Here is a 14,661-nt window from a genome sequence, read left to right as displayed (position 1 = left end):
CAGCCGCCGCGCTGGGGCGGCTGCTCCTGGAAAACCCTTACTGCGTTGGCAGCATGCCTTCGACGTCGCTGGCCGCGTCGGTGAGCGCTTCCTTGGGCGTGGCCGACTGGTCGACGATGCGCGACAGATTGTCGACGATGGTCTGCGTTACCTTGACGCCGTTGGTGCCCGGGAAGGCATACCACGGAACCATCAGCGGCATCTGGCTCAGCCCGGCCTGGAACAGCGGGTTCTTCTTGTAGAAGTCGCCGAGATAGTCTGACGATTTCGCCGCCAGCTCATTGTTGGGGACATAGCCGGTGCCCGGCACGACGACGGAAGCGCCATAGGGGCCGGCGGCGAATTTCGCGAATTTCCAGGCGGCTTCCTGCTTGGCCGCGTCCTTGGTCAGGATAACCACGGCATTGCCGCCGGTCGGCAGATGGCCGTTGACCGGATCGATCAGCGGGATTTTGGCGGTGCGCAGCGTGAACTTGTCGCCGACGTTCTTGATCGTGTTGACCAGTGCACCAGTGGTCTGGAACTCGAAGCCGACCTTGCCGGCCGCGAAAGCCTGCTCGCCCGCCGGCTTGGTGAAGACCGGCATGCCGCCCTCCTTCACCATCCGCGCCAGGATCTCCACCGCCTTCTCGCCTTCCGGCCCGTTGAAGGCGACCTTGCTTTCGTCCTCGTTCAGCATCTTGCCGCCGGCGCCGAACAGCAGCGCCGAGAACATCCAGTCATCGCCCTGCCAACGGAAGTCGATGCCGTCGACACCGTTGCCAAGCGCCTTGATCTTGCCGCCAAGCGCGATGACCTCGTCCCAGGTCTTGGGCGGATTGTCCGGATCGCCACCGGCCGCCTTCACCAGGTCGGCGTTGTAATACATGATCGGGTTGGACGTGGCGAAGGCGAGACCAACCTGCTTGCCGTTGACTTGCGCGAGCTTCAGGATCGTGTCGGAGAAACCGAGCTCCGCCATGTTGCCTTCCTTCTTGACCAGCGGGCCGAGATCGACTGCAACGTCGCGCTCATTGAGCATGCGCAGGCGGTTGAGGCCGATGAAAGTGATGTCGGGCATTTCGTCGGTGCCGGCCTGGCGAAGGATGGTCTGGATGCCTTCCTCATAGGTCGCCGACGGGCTGGCGAACTGGATCTTGATGTCGGGATTTTCCTCCATGAACTTCTTCGAGATCGTGTCCATGACATTCTTGAAGAAGCCAGGCATCGGATAGTGGACCGTCAGCGTGGTTTCGGCATAGGCCGGAAGGGCCGCCGCCAGTGACGCCACTGCTGCGGCAAAAATCCTGGAAAAATGCTTCATTGCTCGTGCTCCTTGTTGGCCCAGTCAGTTATTGGCAAATTCAGCCTTTGAGACCGGTCATGGTGATGCCCTCGACGAAGCGCTTCTGCGCGAGCAGGAAAGCGGCGACGAGAGGAAGGGTGATGATCAGCGTGGCGGCCATCAGCGCGCCGTAGTCGTCGCCGGCCTCGGCTGCCCGGAAATACATCAGGCCGAGCGGCGGCGTGGCGTAGGCCTGCTTGCTGACCACGATCAGCGGCCAGTAGAGGTCGTTCCAGTGCGCAACGACGGAAAAGATCGCAAATGCGGTGACCGCCGGCCACGCATTGGGCACGATGACGCGGGCGATGATGCCGAGTTCCGACATGCCGTCGAGCCGTGCCGCGTGCAGCAGATCGTCGGGCATGGCGCGGAAGAACTGCAGGAACATGAAGATCGCGAACACCGATATGGTGAAGGGCGCCACCAGCGAGGTGTAGCTGTTGAGCAGCGACATCTTGTCGAAGGCGACATAGAGCGGCAGCGCCGTCGCATGGATCGGCACCAGCAGGCCGAGCATGACCAGCACCATCATCAGCCGCGCGGCGCGGAACTTCAGCTTGGCCATCGCATAGGCGCAAGGGATCGCGACCGCGACCTGGAAGAAGAAGATCAGGCCGCAGACGACGACGCCGTTCCACAGCAGCGTCGCCATCGGTACCTTGGCAAACGCCTTGGCGAAATTCTCGGCGAAGTAGAAATGCTGCGGGATGAGCGTCAGCGACGAAGTGAAGATGTCGCTCTGCGTCTTGCCCGCCGTCGAGATCATGAAGATGTAGGGCGCAAGGATCATCAGCGCGCCGAGCGAAAGCAGCGCGAAGCGGATGATGCGGCCGACTGGAATGGCGGTGCTGCTCATGTGTAGTGCACCCGCCGGTCGAGCACGCGGTATTGCAGAAGCATGAGCACGACCAGGATCGCCAGGAAGACGACCGTCATCGCCGAGGCGTAGCCGACGCGCAGATAGACGAACCCTTCCTGGTAGATGGTGAAAAGCAGCACTTCGGAGGCCTTGTTGGGGCCGCCATCGGTCAGCATCTTCACCGTTTCGAAAACCTTCACCGCATTGGTGATGCTGATGGTGACGACGAACAGCGTCGTCGGCCCGAGCATCGGCCAGGTGACCAGGAAAAACCGGTCGAGCGCCGATTTCGCGCCGTCGACGTGAGCGGCGGCATAGAGTTCGCGCGGGATCGCCGTCAGCCCTGCCAGGAACAGCACCATGTTGAAGCCGACCGACTGCCAGATGCCGATGATCGACAGGCTGTAAAGCACGGTGTTCGACGCGCCGAGCCAGTTCGGTCCGGGAATGCCGACCAGCGAGAGCAGCGCGTTGAGCGGCCCGATCGTCGGGTGGAAAATGTATTGCCAGACGGTGGCCATGGCGACGATCAGCGAGGCGACGGGCAGGAAATAGACGGTGCGGAAAAAGCCGCGCGCCCGCCCCTCGCCTTCGATCAACAGGGCAACGCCCAGGCCAAGGACGATCGAGACCGGCGCGACGATCGCCGTGTAGACCGATGTGTTCCACAGCGATCGGCGAAAGGTGCGGTCGTTCAGGAGATGCGCGTAGTTCTCGAAACCAACGAAGCGAAACTTGCCGTAGCCGAGTTCGAAATCGGTGAAACCGAGGAAGATGACGGCGGCCACCGGCAAGAGCGCGAACAGCAGCAGCAGCGCGATCGCCGGCGCCGCCAGCAGCCAGGCGGTCCGGTCCTCACTGCGCGCACGAAGTGCTGCGGCGCTCGGGACATTGCCCGCCAGCGCAACGCTAGACATAGGCCGGCTCCTGCGGCGCGCCCGCCACATCCGCGATGCGCAGACGCCGGCCATCCGGGCCGAAGACCATCGCTTGTTCGGGAGGCAGAAGAATGCCCACTGGCATTCCGGCGATCAGGTCCCTCGCCTCATGCGGCGCCAGCTTGGCGATGACACTGTCGCCGGAGGCGTCGAGGCGGCAATGGGCGATGACTTCCGAGCCGAGGAATTCGAGGCGCTCGATCTGCCCGGCAAGGCCGCTGCGCCCGCTGGGGGACAGTTTGACGGCTTCCGGCCGGATGCCGAGGCTGACCGGGCCGTTCGGCACTTTCTCCAGCAGGGCCAGCCGGATGCCCTCGAACCCGACGCGGCCGTTCTCGGCGAGTGCCTGGATGATGTTGATCCGCGGCTGGCCGACGAAACGCGCGACCTCGATATGGGCGGGATCGTTGTAGATCATTTCGGGCGCGGCAAGCTGCAGCAGATTGCCGCCGATCATCACCGCTACACGGTCGGCCATCGAAAGCGCCTCGGCCTGGTCGTGCGTCACATAGAGTGTCGGCACGCCGGCGCGGTGGTGCAGCTCGACGATCTCGCCGCGGGCATGGACGCGCAGATTGGCATCGAGGTTGGAGAGCGGCTCGTCCATCAGGAAGATGCTGGGATGGCGCACCATCGCCCGTGCCAGCGCCACGCGTTGCCGCTGGCCGCCCGACACCTGCCCCGGCTTGCGGTCGAGCAGATGGTCGATCTTGAGCAAACCCGCCATCTCGCGGACATCGCGCGCAATGCCGGTGCGGACTTCCCTCTGGCCGGGCAGCAAGGAGCCGACCAGCGGCAGACGCTGCGACCGGCTCAGCCGCTTCATGGCAAGCGGCACGGCGATGTTCTGGCCGGCCGTCAAATGCGGATAGAGCGCGTAGGACTGGAACACCATGGCGATGTTGCGGTCGGCCGCGGCAATCGGCGACATGTCCCTGCCGCCGACGAAGATGTCGCCGCTGTCGGCATGGTCGAGCCCTGCCAGGATGCGCAGCAAGGTGCTCTTGCCGCACCCGGAAGGGCCTACGAGTGCGATGAATTCGCCGGCTTCGACATCAAGGCTGACGCCGTTCAAAATGGCGTTGCCGCCGAAGGATTTCTTCAGGCCGCGAAGCGACAGCGCGCTCATGACGCGACCCGCTTTCGAACCTTGTGCGCCTCGTGCGGATAGACGTCGGCAACCACGTCGTCGAGGACGTAAGCCGTCATGCCGGGGATGGCGACAATCTCGCTGGCAACCGTGTCGCCGAATTGATGGATCACGGCGCCAAGCAGCCGCTCGCCCGGCATGTCGCGTTCCATCTCGCCGACGACGAAGGCGGCCGACGGACCCCATATCAGCGAGGTGTTTTCGTATTCGCCTTGCCAGGCTCGGTGCAGGTGGCCACTTGCAAACAGCGCGACATCGTGAGCGGCGATCAGATCGTAGAGGCGCTGGCGTTGCGCCGGCCTGACGCTCCAGTAGCCGGTATCGCCCTCACCCGGCTCATCGACAAACAGCGGCTTATGGGCGAAGAGCGCGACGCGGCGGCTGCCCCGGCTTTCAAGCGTGGTCCGCAGCCAGTCGAACTGCGCCTCGTCCTCGGCATCGTCAAACCCCATCAGCAGGCTGTCGAGCCCGATGAAGCGCCAACTTCCAGCGTCCTCCATCCAGTAATCCGGCCCGACCAGCCGGCGCCAGCGCTCGAGGCGTCCGGCATTGACCGGCTGCAGCGAACCCGGGAGATGGCCGACATCGTGATTGCCGGGCACCAGCAGCATCGGCGTGGAGATTTCCCGCATCAAATCCATGCAAAAGGCGATGTCGTCGTCCCTGTCGGCACCGTCGACGCTGAGGTCGCCGGTGTGGATGACAAGGTCCGCACCGCTCTGCTCGATCCAGGCGGCGAGCGGTTGCCAATTGCCGTTAAAGTGCGGCTTGGTCGGGCTGAAATGGGTATCTGTGATCTGAACGATTTTCATGCCGGCTCCACCATGCGAGCCGAGCCCCCCGGCGAGCGGCATCGCATGGGGCTTCCTTAGTGCCGTTCCATGTCACTTCCTTAACAGCGGCTGGGATAAATTGTGCAATTGCGAACAGTGGTCAGCGAAGAGCGTCAGAGAAGATTACCGCAGCACAGAAATTGAAGATATTTCAGATACTTACCGTCGTTAGTCGGCGCATCGGCCGCGCTCACAATCCTGTGACACGCGGCAGCAAGACAGGTTCACTTCACCTCGAATTGCGGATCGACCGGAATCTGCATCGCCGTCACCAGATGGTTGGTCTGGCCGGCGAGTCCGATGATCGACACCAACTCGCCATGCTGGGCGTCGGTCATGCCCTTGGCTCGCGCCGCCGCCGTGTGCGAGTGAACGCAGTAGGAGCAGCCATTGGCGGTCGACACCGCGATGTAGATCATTTCCTTGGTCAACGGATCGATGGCGCTATCGGCAACCATCACCACCTTGAGCTGCTCCCACACACGCTTCAGCGACGCCGGATCATTGGCCAGCCCGCGCCAGAAATTGTTGACGAAATCCGATTTGCGCGTCGCACGGATGTCGTCGAACACGGCCTTCACCGCCGGGATTTTTCCACCTCAGCATCGCTGAGGAGTTTTGTGGTGGCCATGGCGTTTTTCCTTCGTTTGGATCGGCGGATCAGGTCGTTGATTCATGTCTCTAACAAAGATGACTAATCGGCTCGTCTGATTCAGTTTTTGATGCGGATTGGAGCAAACCGTGGACGTCTGCGGAGCCCCCTCACCTTCGTCATCCTAGGGCGGAGCAGGCGCGAAGCGCCGTCGCGGAGACCCTAGGATCCATGCCGCGACCTTAGCCATAGAGTGCAGCGGAGCAGAATCCTGCACCGTAGCGGCGCTTAGGAGGCCCGGCATGGATCCTCGGGTCTGCGCCGCGTCGCTACGCTCCTTGCTCCGCCCGTGGATGACGAAGGGACAGGCGTTTTTGCCAATTACCAACGTATACGCACCGCCAAGCACCGGCCAGCACCCCCTAATGCACCGCCGCGTACATGATCTTCTCCTCCGTCGCTTCCGCCGGTGAGACTTCTTCCACGATGCGCCCCTGCCGACAGACGAGTATCCGGTCCGACAGGTTCATGATCTCCGGCAGGTAGGACGAGATGACGACCACGGCCAACCCCTCGTCGGCCAGCCGGTTGATGATCTGATGAATCTCGGCGATGGCGCCGACATCCACACCGCGCGTCGGCTCGTCGAAGATGACGATGCGCGGCTGCTGCACCAGCCCCTTGCCGATCACAACCTTTTGCTGGTTGCCGCCGGAGAGCTCGACCACGCGCGCATTGTCGTTGATCGCCTTGATGTTGAGCGTCTTCGTCCACTCGGCCGACAGCGCGCGCATCTCCTGCTGGTTGATCACCCAGGCCTTTTCGCGGCCCGCCGCCAAGAGCCCGCCGAACAGGTTTTCGGCAATGCCCATCGTCTCGAAAATGCCCTCGCTCTTGCGGTCTTCGGTGACATAGACGATGCCGTCGGCAACAGCTTCACTCGGCACGAGATAGCGTACCGGTTTGTCGTCGAGCTCGATCGCGCCGCCGCGCAAAAAGTCGCGCTTGTAGATGCCGGAGACGATCTTGAAGGTCTCGGTGCGGCCGGAGCCGATCAGCCCGAACACACCGGTGATCTGGCCCTCGAAGATCGAGAAGGAATTGTTGCGCACGACATTGCTCATCGAAATGTCCTGCACCGACAGCACCTTCTTGCCGGCCTTGCGCAGCTTGGCCTCGTCGCGCTGGCGATAGATCTGCCCCGACAAAGTGCGCCCGACCATGGCGGCGACGATCTTGTCGCGGTCGAAGGCGGATGTATCGTCGGTTACGACCAGTTCGCCATCGCGCAAAATGGTGATGCGGTCGGCGATGGCAAGCGCCTCTTCCAGCGCGTGGCTGATGAAGACGATCGAGACGCCGCTCGCCTTCAGCCGGCGGATCAGCGCGAAGAAGTGCCGTTTCTCTTCCGGCGTCAGCGTCGCCGTCGGCTCGTCGAAGATGATGATCTCGGCATTGTGGTGAACGGCGCGCGCGATCTCGACCATCTGCCGCTTGGCCGCGCCCAGCGTCGCCACCATGGCGTTGGGGTCGACCGGGAAATTCAGCGACTGCAGGAACTGCTGTGCTGAAATATACGTGCCGCGCAGCCGGTTGAGGAATTTTTCAGTACCGAGATAGAGGTTCTGCGCCACCGTCATCGACGGCACCAGGCTGGTTTCCTGGAACACCATGGCGATGCCGGCCTCGAGTGCCGCATGCGGCGAGGCGTAGGCGATCTCCCGGCCCTTGTGGAACATCTTGCCCGAGGTGGCGTCGACAACGCCGGCTATAATCTTGGTCAGCGTCGATTTCCCGGCACCATTTTCGCCGAGCAGCGCATGGATCTCGCCCTTGCGCAGGTCGAAGCTGACATTTTTCACCGCAGGCACGCCGCGATAATTTTTGGTCACGTTCTCCAGGCGAACGATCGGTTCCATCAGAAACCTCCCGTATCGACAGCCAGCACACAATCACCGCCCTTGGAGGCGATGAACAGCCGGCCGGCCTTTTCCGTCACGCTGCAGATGCCGTGACGCGTGCCGTTGGCGCGGCTGTGCAGGCTGAATTGCGGCTGCATCTCTGCGTCGAGCTTGACCACCAGCCCGTAAGAGCGGCTCGGCGACCATGGCTTATGGATGCCCATCGTGCGAATGCCGCCGCATTGCAGCGGTTCGAGGAAACTGCGGCTGGAGGCCAGCGCCGGCGCAATCCAGTAGGCCGGCGGCACCTGGTCGATCATGTCCTGCCGGTAGTGCGTTTCCTGCAGCACGAATTCGATCAGCCGGTTGCGCGGTGCAAACAGGGCCAGCCAGGCGCCGCCATCGCCAGAAGGCGAAAGCCGCGCGGGATAGCCGGGCAGATGCGTCAGCACGGTTGAACGGTTTCCGGTCGCGCCATCGAAGCGGATGATCTGATGGCGCCAGCTCTCGCTCACCAGCACATCCCTACCGACGGGATGGAGCCCATAGGGAAAAGCGAGATCGCCGGCCACCTTGCGGAATTCGCCGCCCGCCGCGTCCCGCCTCCAAAGCGAACCGGAGGCGCCTTTCTTCACCAGATCGGCGGCCCACTGCGACGCCAAGTGCTCCGCCGAACCATTGGCCAGCCACAACACGCCGTCTTCGGCATAGGCGAGCGCAGTGATGCAGCGGACCTCCGTCGGTAGCGAAACCTCCTTGCCTGATATCAGCAGCTTGCCACTTTCCAACCCGACCGTGAGTTCGCCCAATGGCGACAACGCCAGCGCAGTGATCGGAGACGCAAAGGTCTCGACGATTTTGGGCTCAGCTCCGGCGGCGAGCGAATAGACGGCGTTGCCACTGGAGGCGAGCAGCCTGTCATTGGAGGCCAGCAAATTATCCGGCTCGGTCAGCTCGGCAAAAGCCGGCGCATCATCGAGCCGCGTGTTGGGCCGGAAAGCGCCGTCGAGCGGCGGGATAGTGACCGCGTTGCCGCGAAACATATCCAGGATCGGATCGAGCATCATGGCTTTGCTCCCCAATAGGAAGCCGGGCTGGTCCAGTTCGGGTCGGCGCCCGAAATCTTGTAGCGGCCGATGCGGTTGTTGAGGATGCCGCCGACGAACAGAAATCCTTTGTGCTCGCGCATCGAGGTGACCATTGGATGCGCGCCGCCGGTGAGGTCCCCCATCGCCTCGACGATGCCACCCTTCTCCGTAAATTTCACCACGCCGCCGGTGTTGATGTTGGGGAACAGCCATTCGTCCTGCGGCAGCCGGCGCGTCATGCGCTTGCGCATGTCGGGATGGCGCAGCGACAGGTCGAAGCTCGGCGTGCGCATGCCGAGCCACGCCATCCAGTAATTGCCGTCCGACGCCCGGTTGATGTTGTCGGGATAGCCCGGCATGTCGCGGATGACGCATTCGGCGGTGCCGGCCTTCGGCCCCTCCAGCCAGTAGCGATGCACGCGGCAGGCCCAGCTCTCGGCGAAGAACAGCGACTTGCCGTCGTGCGCCATGCAAACGCCGTTGGTGTAGCGGTAGCCGTCGAGCAGCGTCTTGGTCGAGCCATCCCTGGGATCGTAGACCAGCAGCCGCCCGGTGGCGCGGTTCTCGATCGAGTCCAGCGCCCAGTCATGCGCGTCATAGCGCTTGGTCGAGTCGGTAAAATAGATGCGGCCGTCCGGTGCGATGTCGCAGTCATTGGGGTCGCGCAGGCGTGCATCGTCGACGATCGAGGTCCACGAGCGCGACGTCTCGGCCGACAGGCGTTTTACCTCGCGCTCCGGCGAAACAGAATAGAGCCCCATGGCACCGACGCAGCTGATCAGATTGCCCGATTTGTCGAAGGCCAGCCCCAGCGGAAAGCCGCCAATGTGAGCAAACACCTCCGACTTCACATAGTCCGGAGCGAAGAAACGAACGATCTCGCCATGGCGCGTGCCGCAATAGAGATTGTCGTCGCGGTCGAGGATGACGTCTTCCGGCCCTTCCAGTTCGCCGAGCCCGATATGGTCGGCGGCCGACAGACGGTTGTCGAGTTCGTAAGGCGTGCCGGAACCCGGCACCGCCGACTGTGTCTCGCCCATCTTGAGATAGACCGGCGCGACATAGACTTCGTTCAGCACCTTGTGGCGGTTCTTCAGCCAGCGGATGTCGATGGTCACCGCCACCGCCAGCATGATGCCGAGCACCATCTGGTTGGTGCCAGTGCCATAGCCCAGCCGGATCAACCCATTGGTCATGGTGAGCACGATGATGGCGCCCATCAGCCCCTTGATCACCGAGCCGCGGCCGCCGCCGAGGCTGACGCCGCCAACCACCGCCGCCGTCAGCGCCATGATTTCGAGGTTGAGGCCGGTGCCCGGCCCTGCGCCGCTCAAGCGGCAGGCGATGAGGAAGCCGCCGATCGAAGCGCAGAAGCCGGAGAAGACATAGGTCATGAACACGGTGCGGCGCACGCGGATGCCGGCATTGTGCGCCGAACGTCGGGAACCGCCGACCGCCAGCACGTGCCAGCCGGGCCGCGAACGCGTCAGCGCGATATGAGTGACGATGGCGAGGATGATCGCCAGCCACACCGAGACCGACAGACCCCAGAAAGTGCTGTCGCCGATGAAATCGAGCACATCCGAGGTAGCGGTCGAAAGCTGCACGTCAGCGGCATAGGTGGTGACCAGGATGTCGAACAGCGCCCGCCCGAAAATGAAGGTGACCAGCGTGGTGAGGAAGGCGCGCAGCCGCAGATACCCGACGAGGTAACCGTTGATGGCGCCGAAGACGAGACCGGTGGCGAGCGAGGCCGCCAGCGCCAGCCAGATCGACTGTTCGAGGATGAAGAAGACATAAACGGCGGAGAAACAGGACAACGCGAAGATCGAGCCGACGGAGAGATCGATGCCGCCGCCCAGCATCACCACCGTCATGCCGGTGACCACCATCGAGAATTCGCCGAGCTGGCGGGTCGATTCCTGCAGCGCGTTCAGCTTGAAGAAGCCCGGAATGACCGAGCCGAAGGTCACCAATGTCACCACCAGCGCCAGGAATGGAATGGCGTTGTCGGTCCAGCGTTTGGTCAGGATCTCGCCGACGAGATGGTCGGGCACGAGATTGTAGCGCCAGGACTGGAGGCGTTCGCGAAAGGACATTGGCTGCCGCTGATCAAGAGAAAGAGGTGGCCGAACTGTCCGGCCACCTCGTAGCATTCGGTCTGTAAAACCGGCTTACTTCGCCGCCGCCTCGGCCTGCAGCGCCTTCAAATCCCAGCAGCTGTCAGGCTTCAGGTCGGCCTTGGTCGTCGCCTTCTCCAGCGTGTAGATGTAGGTGTGCGAGGTGCCGGCCGGCTGGCCGCTCTGCAGCAGGAACTTGATGATGGCGTTCATGTCGCCAGACTGGCGGGCGAGATCGGTCATCACCACGGCACCATAGGTGCCGTCGGCCAGCTTGTCGCAATCGGCCGCCTTCTCGCCGCCGCCGGTGGTGACCAGAAACACCTTGCCGTCGAGCTTGGCGTCGCGGATCGCTGCCGATGCGCCGGTGGCGTCACCATCCCAGAAATCGATGATCGAGCAGATATCCGGATTCTGCTGCAGCATGGTCGTCGTCACGTTGCGCGAGGTGGTCGCATCCCAGTTGGAGTCGGGCTTGGCCACCACCTTGAAGTCGGGATGCTTGTCCAGCACCTTCATGATGCCGGCATACTGGTAAAGGCTGGAAGAGTTCGCCTGGTCGCCCTGCACCAGGCCGATCTTCTTCGACGAGTTCTCACCACAGCCCTTGATCGCCGCTTCGGCCTCGAGCTGGCCAAGCCGGTCCCAGTCGCTGCCGACGAAGGCGTCGGCCGGGAAGTTGGCGGGGTTGTCGACCAAAAGCACATAGGTGCCGGCGGCTTGCGCCTTCTTCATCAGCTTGGAATAGGAGTTGAGGTCCGGCGCATGGATGATCAGCACGTCGGGCCTGGTGTCCGACGAGATGGCGTCGGTGATCGCCTGCGCGCCGGCATCGACCACCCAGTTCGGGTCTCGCGTCTCGAACGTGCCACCCCAGGCGTCGACTTCCTTCTTCAGATAGTGCGCCCAGCCCTGCGCCAGGTCGAAGCCCATCGCCAGCGGTACCAGCATGACGCGCTTGCCCTTCAGCGCCTGCGCGTAGGCGGCCGGGCCGGGATCGTCGGCGGCGAAGGTCGGCGCCACGAAGGCGGTAACGGCGAGCGCCGTTGCGGCGGCCATAAGTGTCTTGATCAGTCTCATGTCACGTCCTCTGGTTCGGTTTTCATTGCCGGCCGATCGTCGCGATCGCGCCGGGTACCCGAGCAAGATGGGCTAGCCCATCTGCTCTAAATGTCGCCCTGTTGCGCGGTCTGTTCGTCGCGCGGATTGATGATGCCGTCGACGATGATGGCCCCTAACAGGATCGCCGCCTTGATCAGGTTTTGGTAAAGCAGCGGAATGTCGATGATGGTCATGGCGTTGAGCAGGATGCCGATCAGTGCCGCCCCGACCAGCACATTGCGCACCCCGCCCCGCCCGCCCGACAGGCCGATGCCGCCGATCACCGCCACCAGCACGATGTCGTAGAGCAGCGTCGAATTGACGATGCGGGTGTTGATCGAATGCAGGCTGGCCGCCGTCAGCAGGCCGGCGATCAGCGCGACGAAAGCCGAGAGCACATAGCGCAGCACCAGCATCGGCCGCACCGGAATGCCGATGTTGCGCGCGGCGACCGGGTTGTCGCCGGCGAAATAGATATAGCGACCCCATTTGGTGTAGCGCAGGAACAAGAAGAACAGGAAGGCTAGCCCGGCGAAGACGAACACTTCGATCGGGATGTCGAGGAGGCGCAGGCCGCCGAGCAGTTCGACCCAATGGCCCTGCGGCACCGGCACCGCATCCTGCGTGATCAGTTGCGAGCGCACATAGCCGAAGACGAACGAGCCTGTCGCCAGTGTCACGAAGATCGCCGGCACATCGGCATAGGCGACGAGAAAGCCGTTGAGCAGGCCGATGGCGAGCACGCCGGCCAGTACGTAGGCGAAGGCCAGCCCATCCGAGGTGCCGGTGTTGAGCAATTGCAGATACCAGGCGACCGACATCGCCATGATCGCCACCGCCGACAGATCGATGCCGCGGCCGATGATGACGACCGCCATGCCGAGCGCCAATATGCCCAGCACCGACACCGAGCGGACGATGGCGACGAGGTTGTTGGGGTCGATGAAGCCCGGCAGACCTATGGCAGCCGCAATGAACAGCACCACCGCGATGGCAAAGACAATGCCTTCCTGATTCAGGCTCGTGAGATTTAGCCAGCCAATCGCGTTCATGTCTGCATTTGCCCCGATGGCAGCGCTGCCATCCCGAACGCAGAGCTAATCGCCTCGGCGCCGGTTCGTCAAATGAATCTGCGTTCAGAACGAGGCTTGATGTCGATATTCGCCGAGTGGACGCATTGATTGCCGAAACTGGCGCAATGCCCGGAAACTCCTGCATTTTTGGCAATCGATTGCGCCATCGCAGTCATTCGCGAAAGTAGAGCATCAAGGCGAAAGGATGAGGCGGAATTTATCTCCGCATCTAGCGAAGAAACTCGATTTCAATTCCGGGCTTCATGGCCGGAAACCTCTGCCCCGGCGGCGGGCGGCAACACCAGAAAACGCAGCGCCGCCACCAGCCCGATGGCGCCGATGACGAGGAAGGCGATTCGAAAATCTATGAGGTCGAGTGCCGGCTGTGCCCTGGCGATCTGCGACAGATTGAGGATCGCCGCCGCCACTGCGACGCCAAACAGCATGGCGACCTGCTGCAGCATGGATGACAGCGTCGCCGCCGAGCTGCGCTGCGCCGCGTCGATATCGGCGAAAGCCAGCGTGTTAAGCGCCGTGAACTGCATCGAGCGCGACAGGCCGGCGATCAGCATCAGCGCCACCACCAGCGCTTGCGGCGTCTGCGGCGAGATTGCCCCGCAAGCCATGATCGAGGCCGAGGCGATGATGCCGTTGACCACCATCACCGAGCGGAAACCGAAACGCCGCAGCGTTGGCGTCGTCACCGTCTTCATGCCGAGATTGCCGAGGAAATAGGCCAGGATCATCAGGCCGGCGTCGACGGGCGAGAGGCCGAAGCCAACCTGGAACAAAAGCGGCAGCAGGAACGGCGTGGCGTTGATCGCCACCCGGAAGATGGTGCCGGCGGCAAGTGTCGAGATGGCAAAGGTCAGCACCTTGAACGAGGAGAGATCAAGCAGCGGATGCGGCGCGCGCCGCAGATGCCGCACCGCCAGCCAGCCGATGACGATGCCCGCCGCGATCAGCAGCACCGTCGGCAGCACGCCATCCTCGGGATGCGCGATGCGCTCGAGGCCGTAGAGCAGGCAGGCGAGCCCGAGCGAGGTCAGGAAAAATCCCGGCCAGTCGAGCGGCTTGGGATCGGCTTCGCGGTCGCCGGGGATGAAGCGGGCGACCAGCGCCAATCCGATCAGCCCAAGCGGAATGTTGATGAAGAAATTCCAGTGCCAGGACAGATAGGTCGTGATGAAACCGCCAAGCACCGGCCCGACCACCGGCGCGAATAGTGCCGGCCAGGTGATGAGCGCGGTGGCGTTGAGGAGTTCGGACTTAGAGGCATTGCGCAGGACAAGAATGCGGCCGACCGGCGTCATCAGCGCACTGGCCAGCCCCTGCACGGCCCGGGCGACAACGAATTCGGTCAAATTCCCAGAAAAGCCGCAGGCGAGCGAGGCCAGCGTGAACAGCGCGATCGCCACGAGAAGATGTTGCGCGCACCAAAGCGGTCGGCGAGCCAGCCCGACAGCGGCACGAACACCGCCATGGTCAGCATGTAGACGGTGATACCGATGCTCATCGCCACCGCCGGCACGCCGAAGGAGGCACCCATCTGCGGCAGCGAGGTCGAGATGATCGTCGAATCCAGCAACTGCATGAAGAAGGCGATGGCGACGATCAAGGCCACGCGCCGCGCATTGGTGGCCGTTTCGGCTAAGGCTTCAGTCTCGGGAATGGCAGTCATG

At 63.0% G+C, this 14,661-nt stretch carries 10 protein-coding genes and 2 pseudogenes; all 12 read right to left on the bottom strand.

Features of this window, described 5'->3' with window-relative positions; genetic code table 11:
• Positions 1 to 37 precede the first annotated feature (37 nt).
• The 12 genes and pseudogenes from AC0V7N_RS18940 to AC0V7N_RS18885 all read right to left on the bottom strand — a co-directional run bounded on the left by AC0V7N_RS18940 (position 38) and on the right by AC0V7N_RS18885 (position 14,660).
• Positions 38 to 1,303, bottom strand: a complete 1,266-nt coding sequence (locus tag AC0V7N_RS18940) for an ABC transporter substrate-binding protein (RefSeq protein WP_475449997.1) — start codon at positions 1,301 to 1,303, stop codon at positions 38 to 40.
• 40 nt (positions 1,304 to 1,343) lie between these two features.
• On the bottom strand, positions 1,344 to 2,180 hold the full coding sequence (locus tag AC0V7N_RS18935; protein WP_475449996.1) for a carbohydrate ABC transporter permease: 837 nt from the start codon (positions 2,178 to 2,180) through the stop codon (positions 1,344 to 1,346).
• Positions 2,177 to 3,100, bottom strand: coding sequence for a carbohydrate ABC transporter permease (locus AC0V7N_RS18930; RefSeq protein WP_475449995.1), 924 nt, complete (start codon positions 3,098 to 3,100; stop codon positions 2,177 to 2,179). The genes AC0V7N_RS18935 and AC0V7N_RS18930 overlap by 4 nt, the downstream gene beginning before the upstream one ends.
• A complete protein-coding gene (locus AC0V7N_RS18925) occupies positions 3,093 to 4,250 on the bottom strand; it encodes an ABC transporter ATP-binding protein (protein WP_475449994.1) in 1,158 nt (385 codons plus the stop codon). The genes AC0V7N_RS18930 and AC0V7N_RS18925 overlap by 8 nt, the downstream gene beginning before the upstream one ends.
• Positions 4,247 to 5,083 (bottom strand): metallophosphoesterase family protein, encoded by an 837-nt coding sequence (locus AC0V7N_RS18920; RefSeq protein ID WP_475449993.1) that lies wholly within the window; start codon positions 5,081 to 5,083, stop codon positions 4,247 to 4,249. The genes AC0V7N_RS18925 and AC0V7N_RS18920 overlap by 4 nt, the downstream gene beginning before the upstream one ends.
• 245 nt (positions 5,084 to 5,328) lie before the next feature.
• Positions 5,329 to 5,735, bottom strand: a pseudogene (locus AC0V7N_RS18915) (carboxymuconolactone decarboxylase family protein).
• A gap of 383 nt (positions 5,736 to 6,118) precedes the next feature.
• A complete protein-coding gene (locus tag AC0V7N_RS18910) occupies positions 6,119 to 7,615 on the bottom strand; it encodes an ATP-binding cassette domain-containing protein (protein WP_496627191.1) in 1,497 nt (498 codons plus the stop codon).
• The gene (locus AC0V7N_RS18905) at positions 7,615 to 8,664 is read right to left on the bottom strand and encodes a WD40 repeat domain-containing protein (RefSeq protein ID WP_475449992.1); all 1,050 of its coding nucleotides are present in this window, start codon (positions 8,662 to 8,664) and stop codon (positions 7,615 to 7,617) included. The genes AC0V7N_RS18910 and AC0V7N_RS18905 overlap by 1 nt, the downstream gene beginning before the upstream one ends.
• Entirely contained in the window at positions 8,661 to 10,784 is a 2,124-nt protein-coding gene (locus AC0V7N_RS18900; RefSeq protein WP_496627190.1) for an ABC transporter permease subunit, read from the bottom strand. The genes AC0V7N_RS18905 and AC0V7N_RS18900 overlap by 4 nt, the downstream gene beginning before the upstream one ends.
• A gap of 75 nt (positions 10,785 to 10,859) precedes the next feature.
• A complete protein-coding gene (locus tag AC0V7N_RS18895) occupies positions 10,860 to 11,885 on the bottom strand; it encodes a substrate-binding domain-containing protein (RefSeq protein ID WP_496627189.1) in 1,026 nt (341 codons plus the stop codon).
• Positions 11,886 to 11,971: 86 nt separating this feature from the next.
• Positions 11,972 to 12,958, bottom strand: coding sequence for an ABC transporter permease (locus tag AC0V7N_RS18890; protein WP_475449989.1), 987 nt, complete (start codon positions 12,956 to 12,958; stop codon positions 11,972 to 11,974).
• Positions 12,959 to 13,227: 269 nt separating this feature from the next.
• Positions 13,228 to 14,660: pseudogene (locus tag AC0V7N_RS18885) on the bottom strand (DHA2 family efflux MFS transporter permease subunit).
• Position 14,661: the final 1 nt, after the last annotated feature.

This window comes from Mesorhizobium kamtschaticum (assembly GCF_056174585.1).
This window is presented reverse-complemented; position numbering and strand designations above follow the sequence as displayed.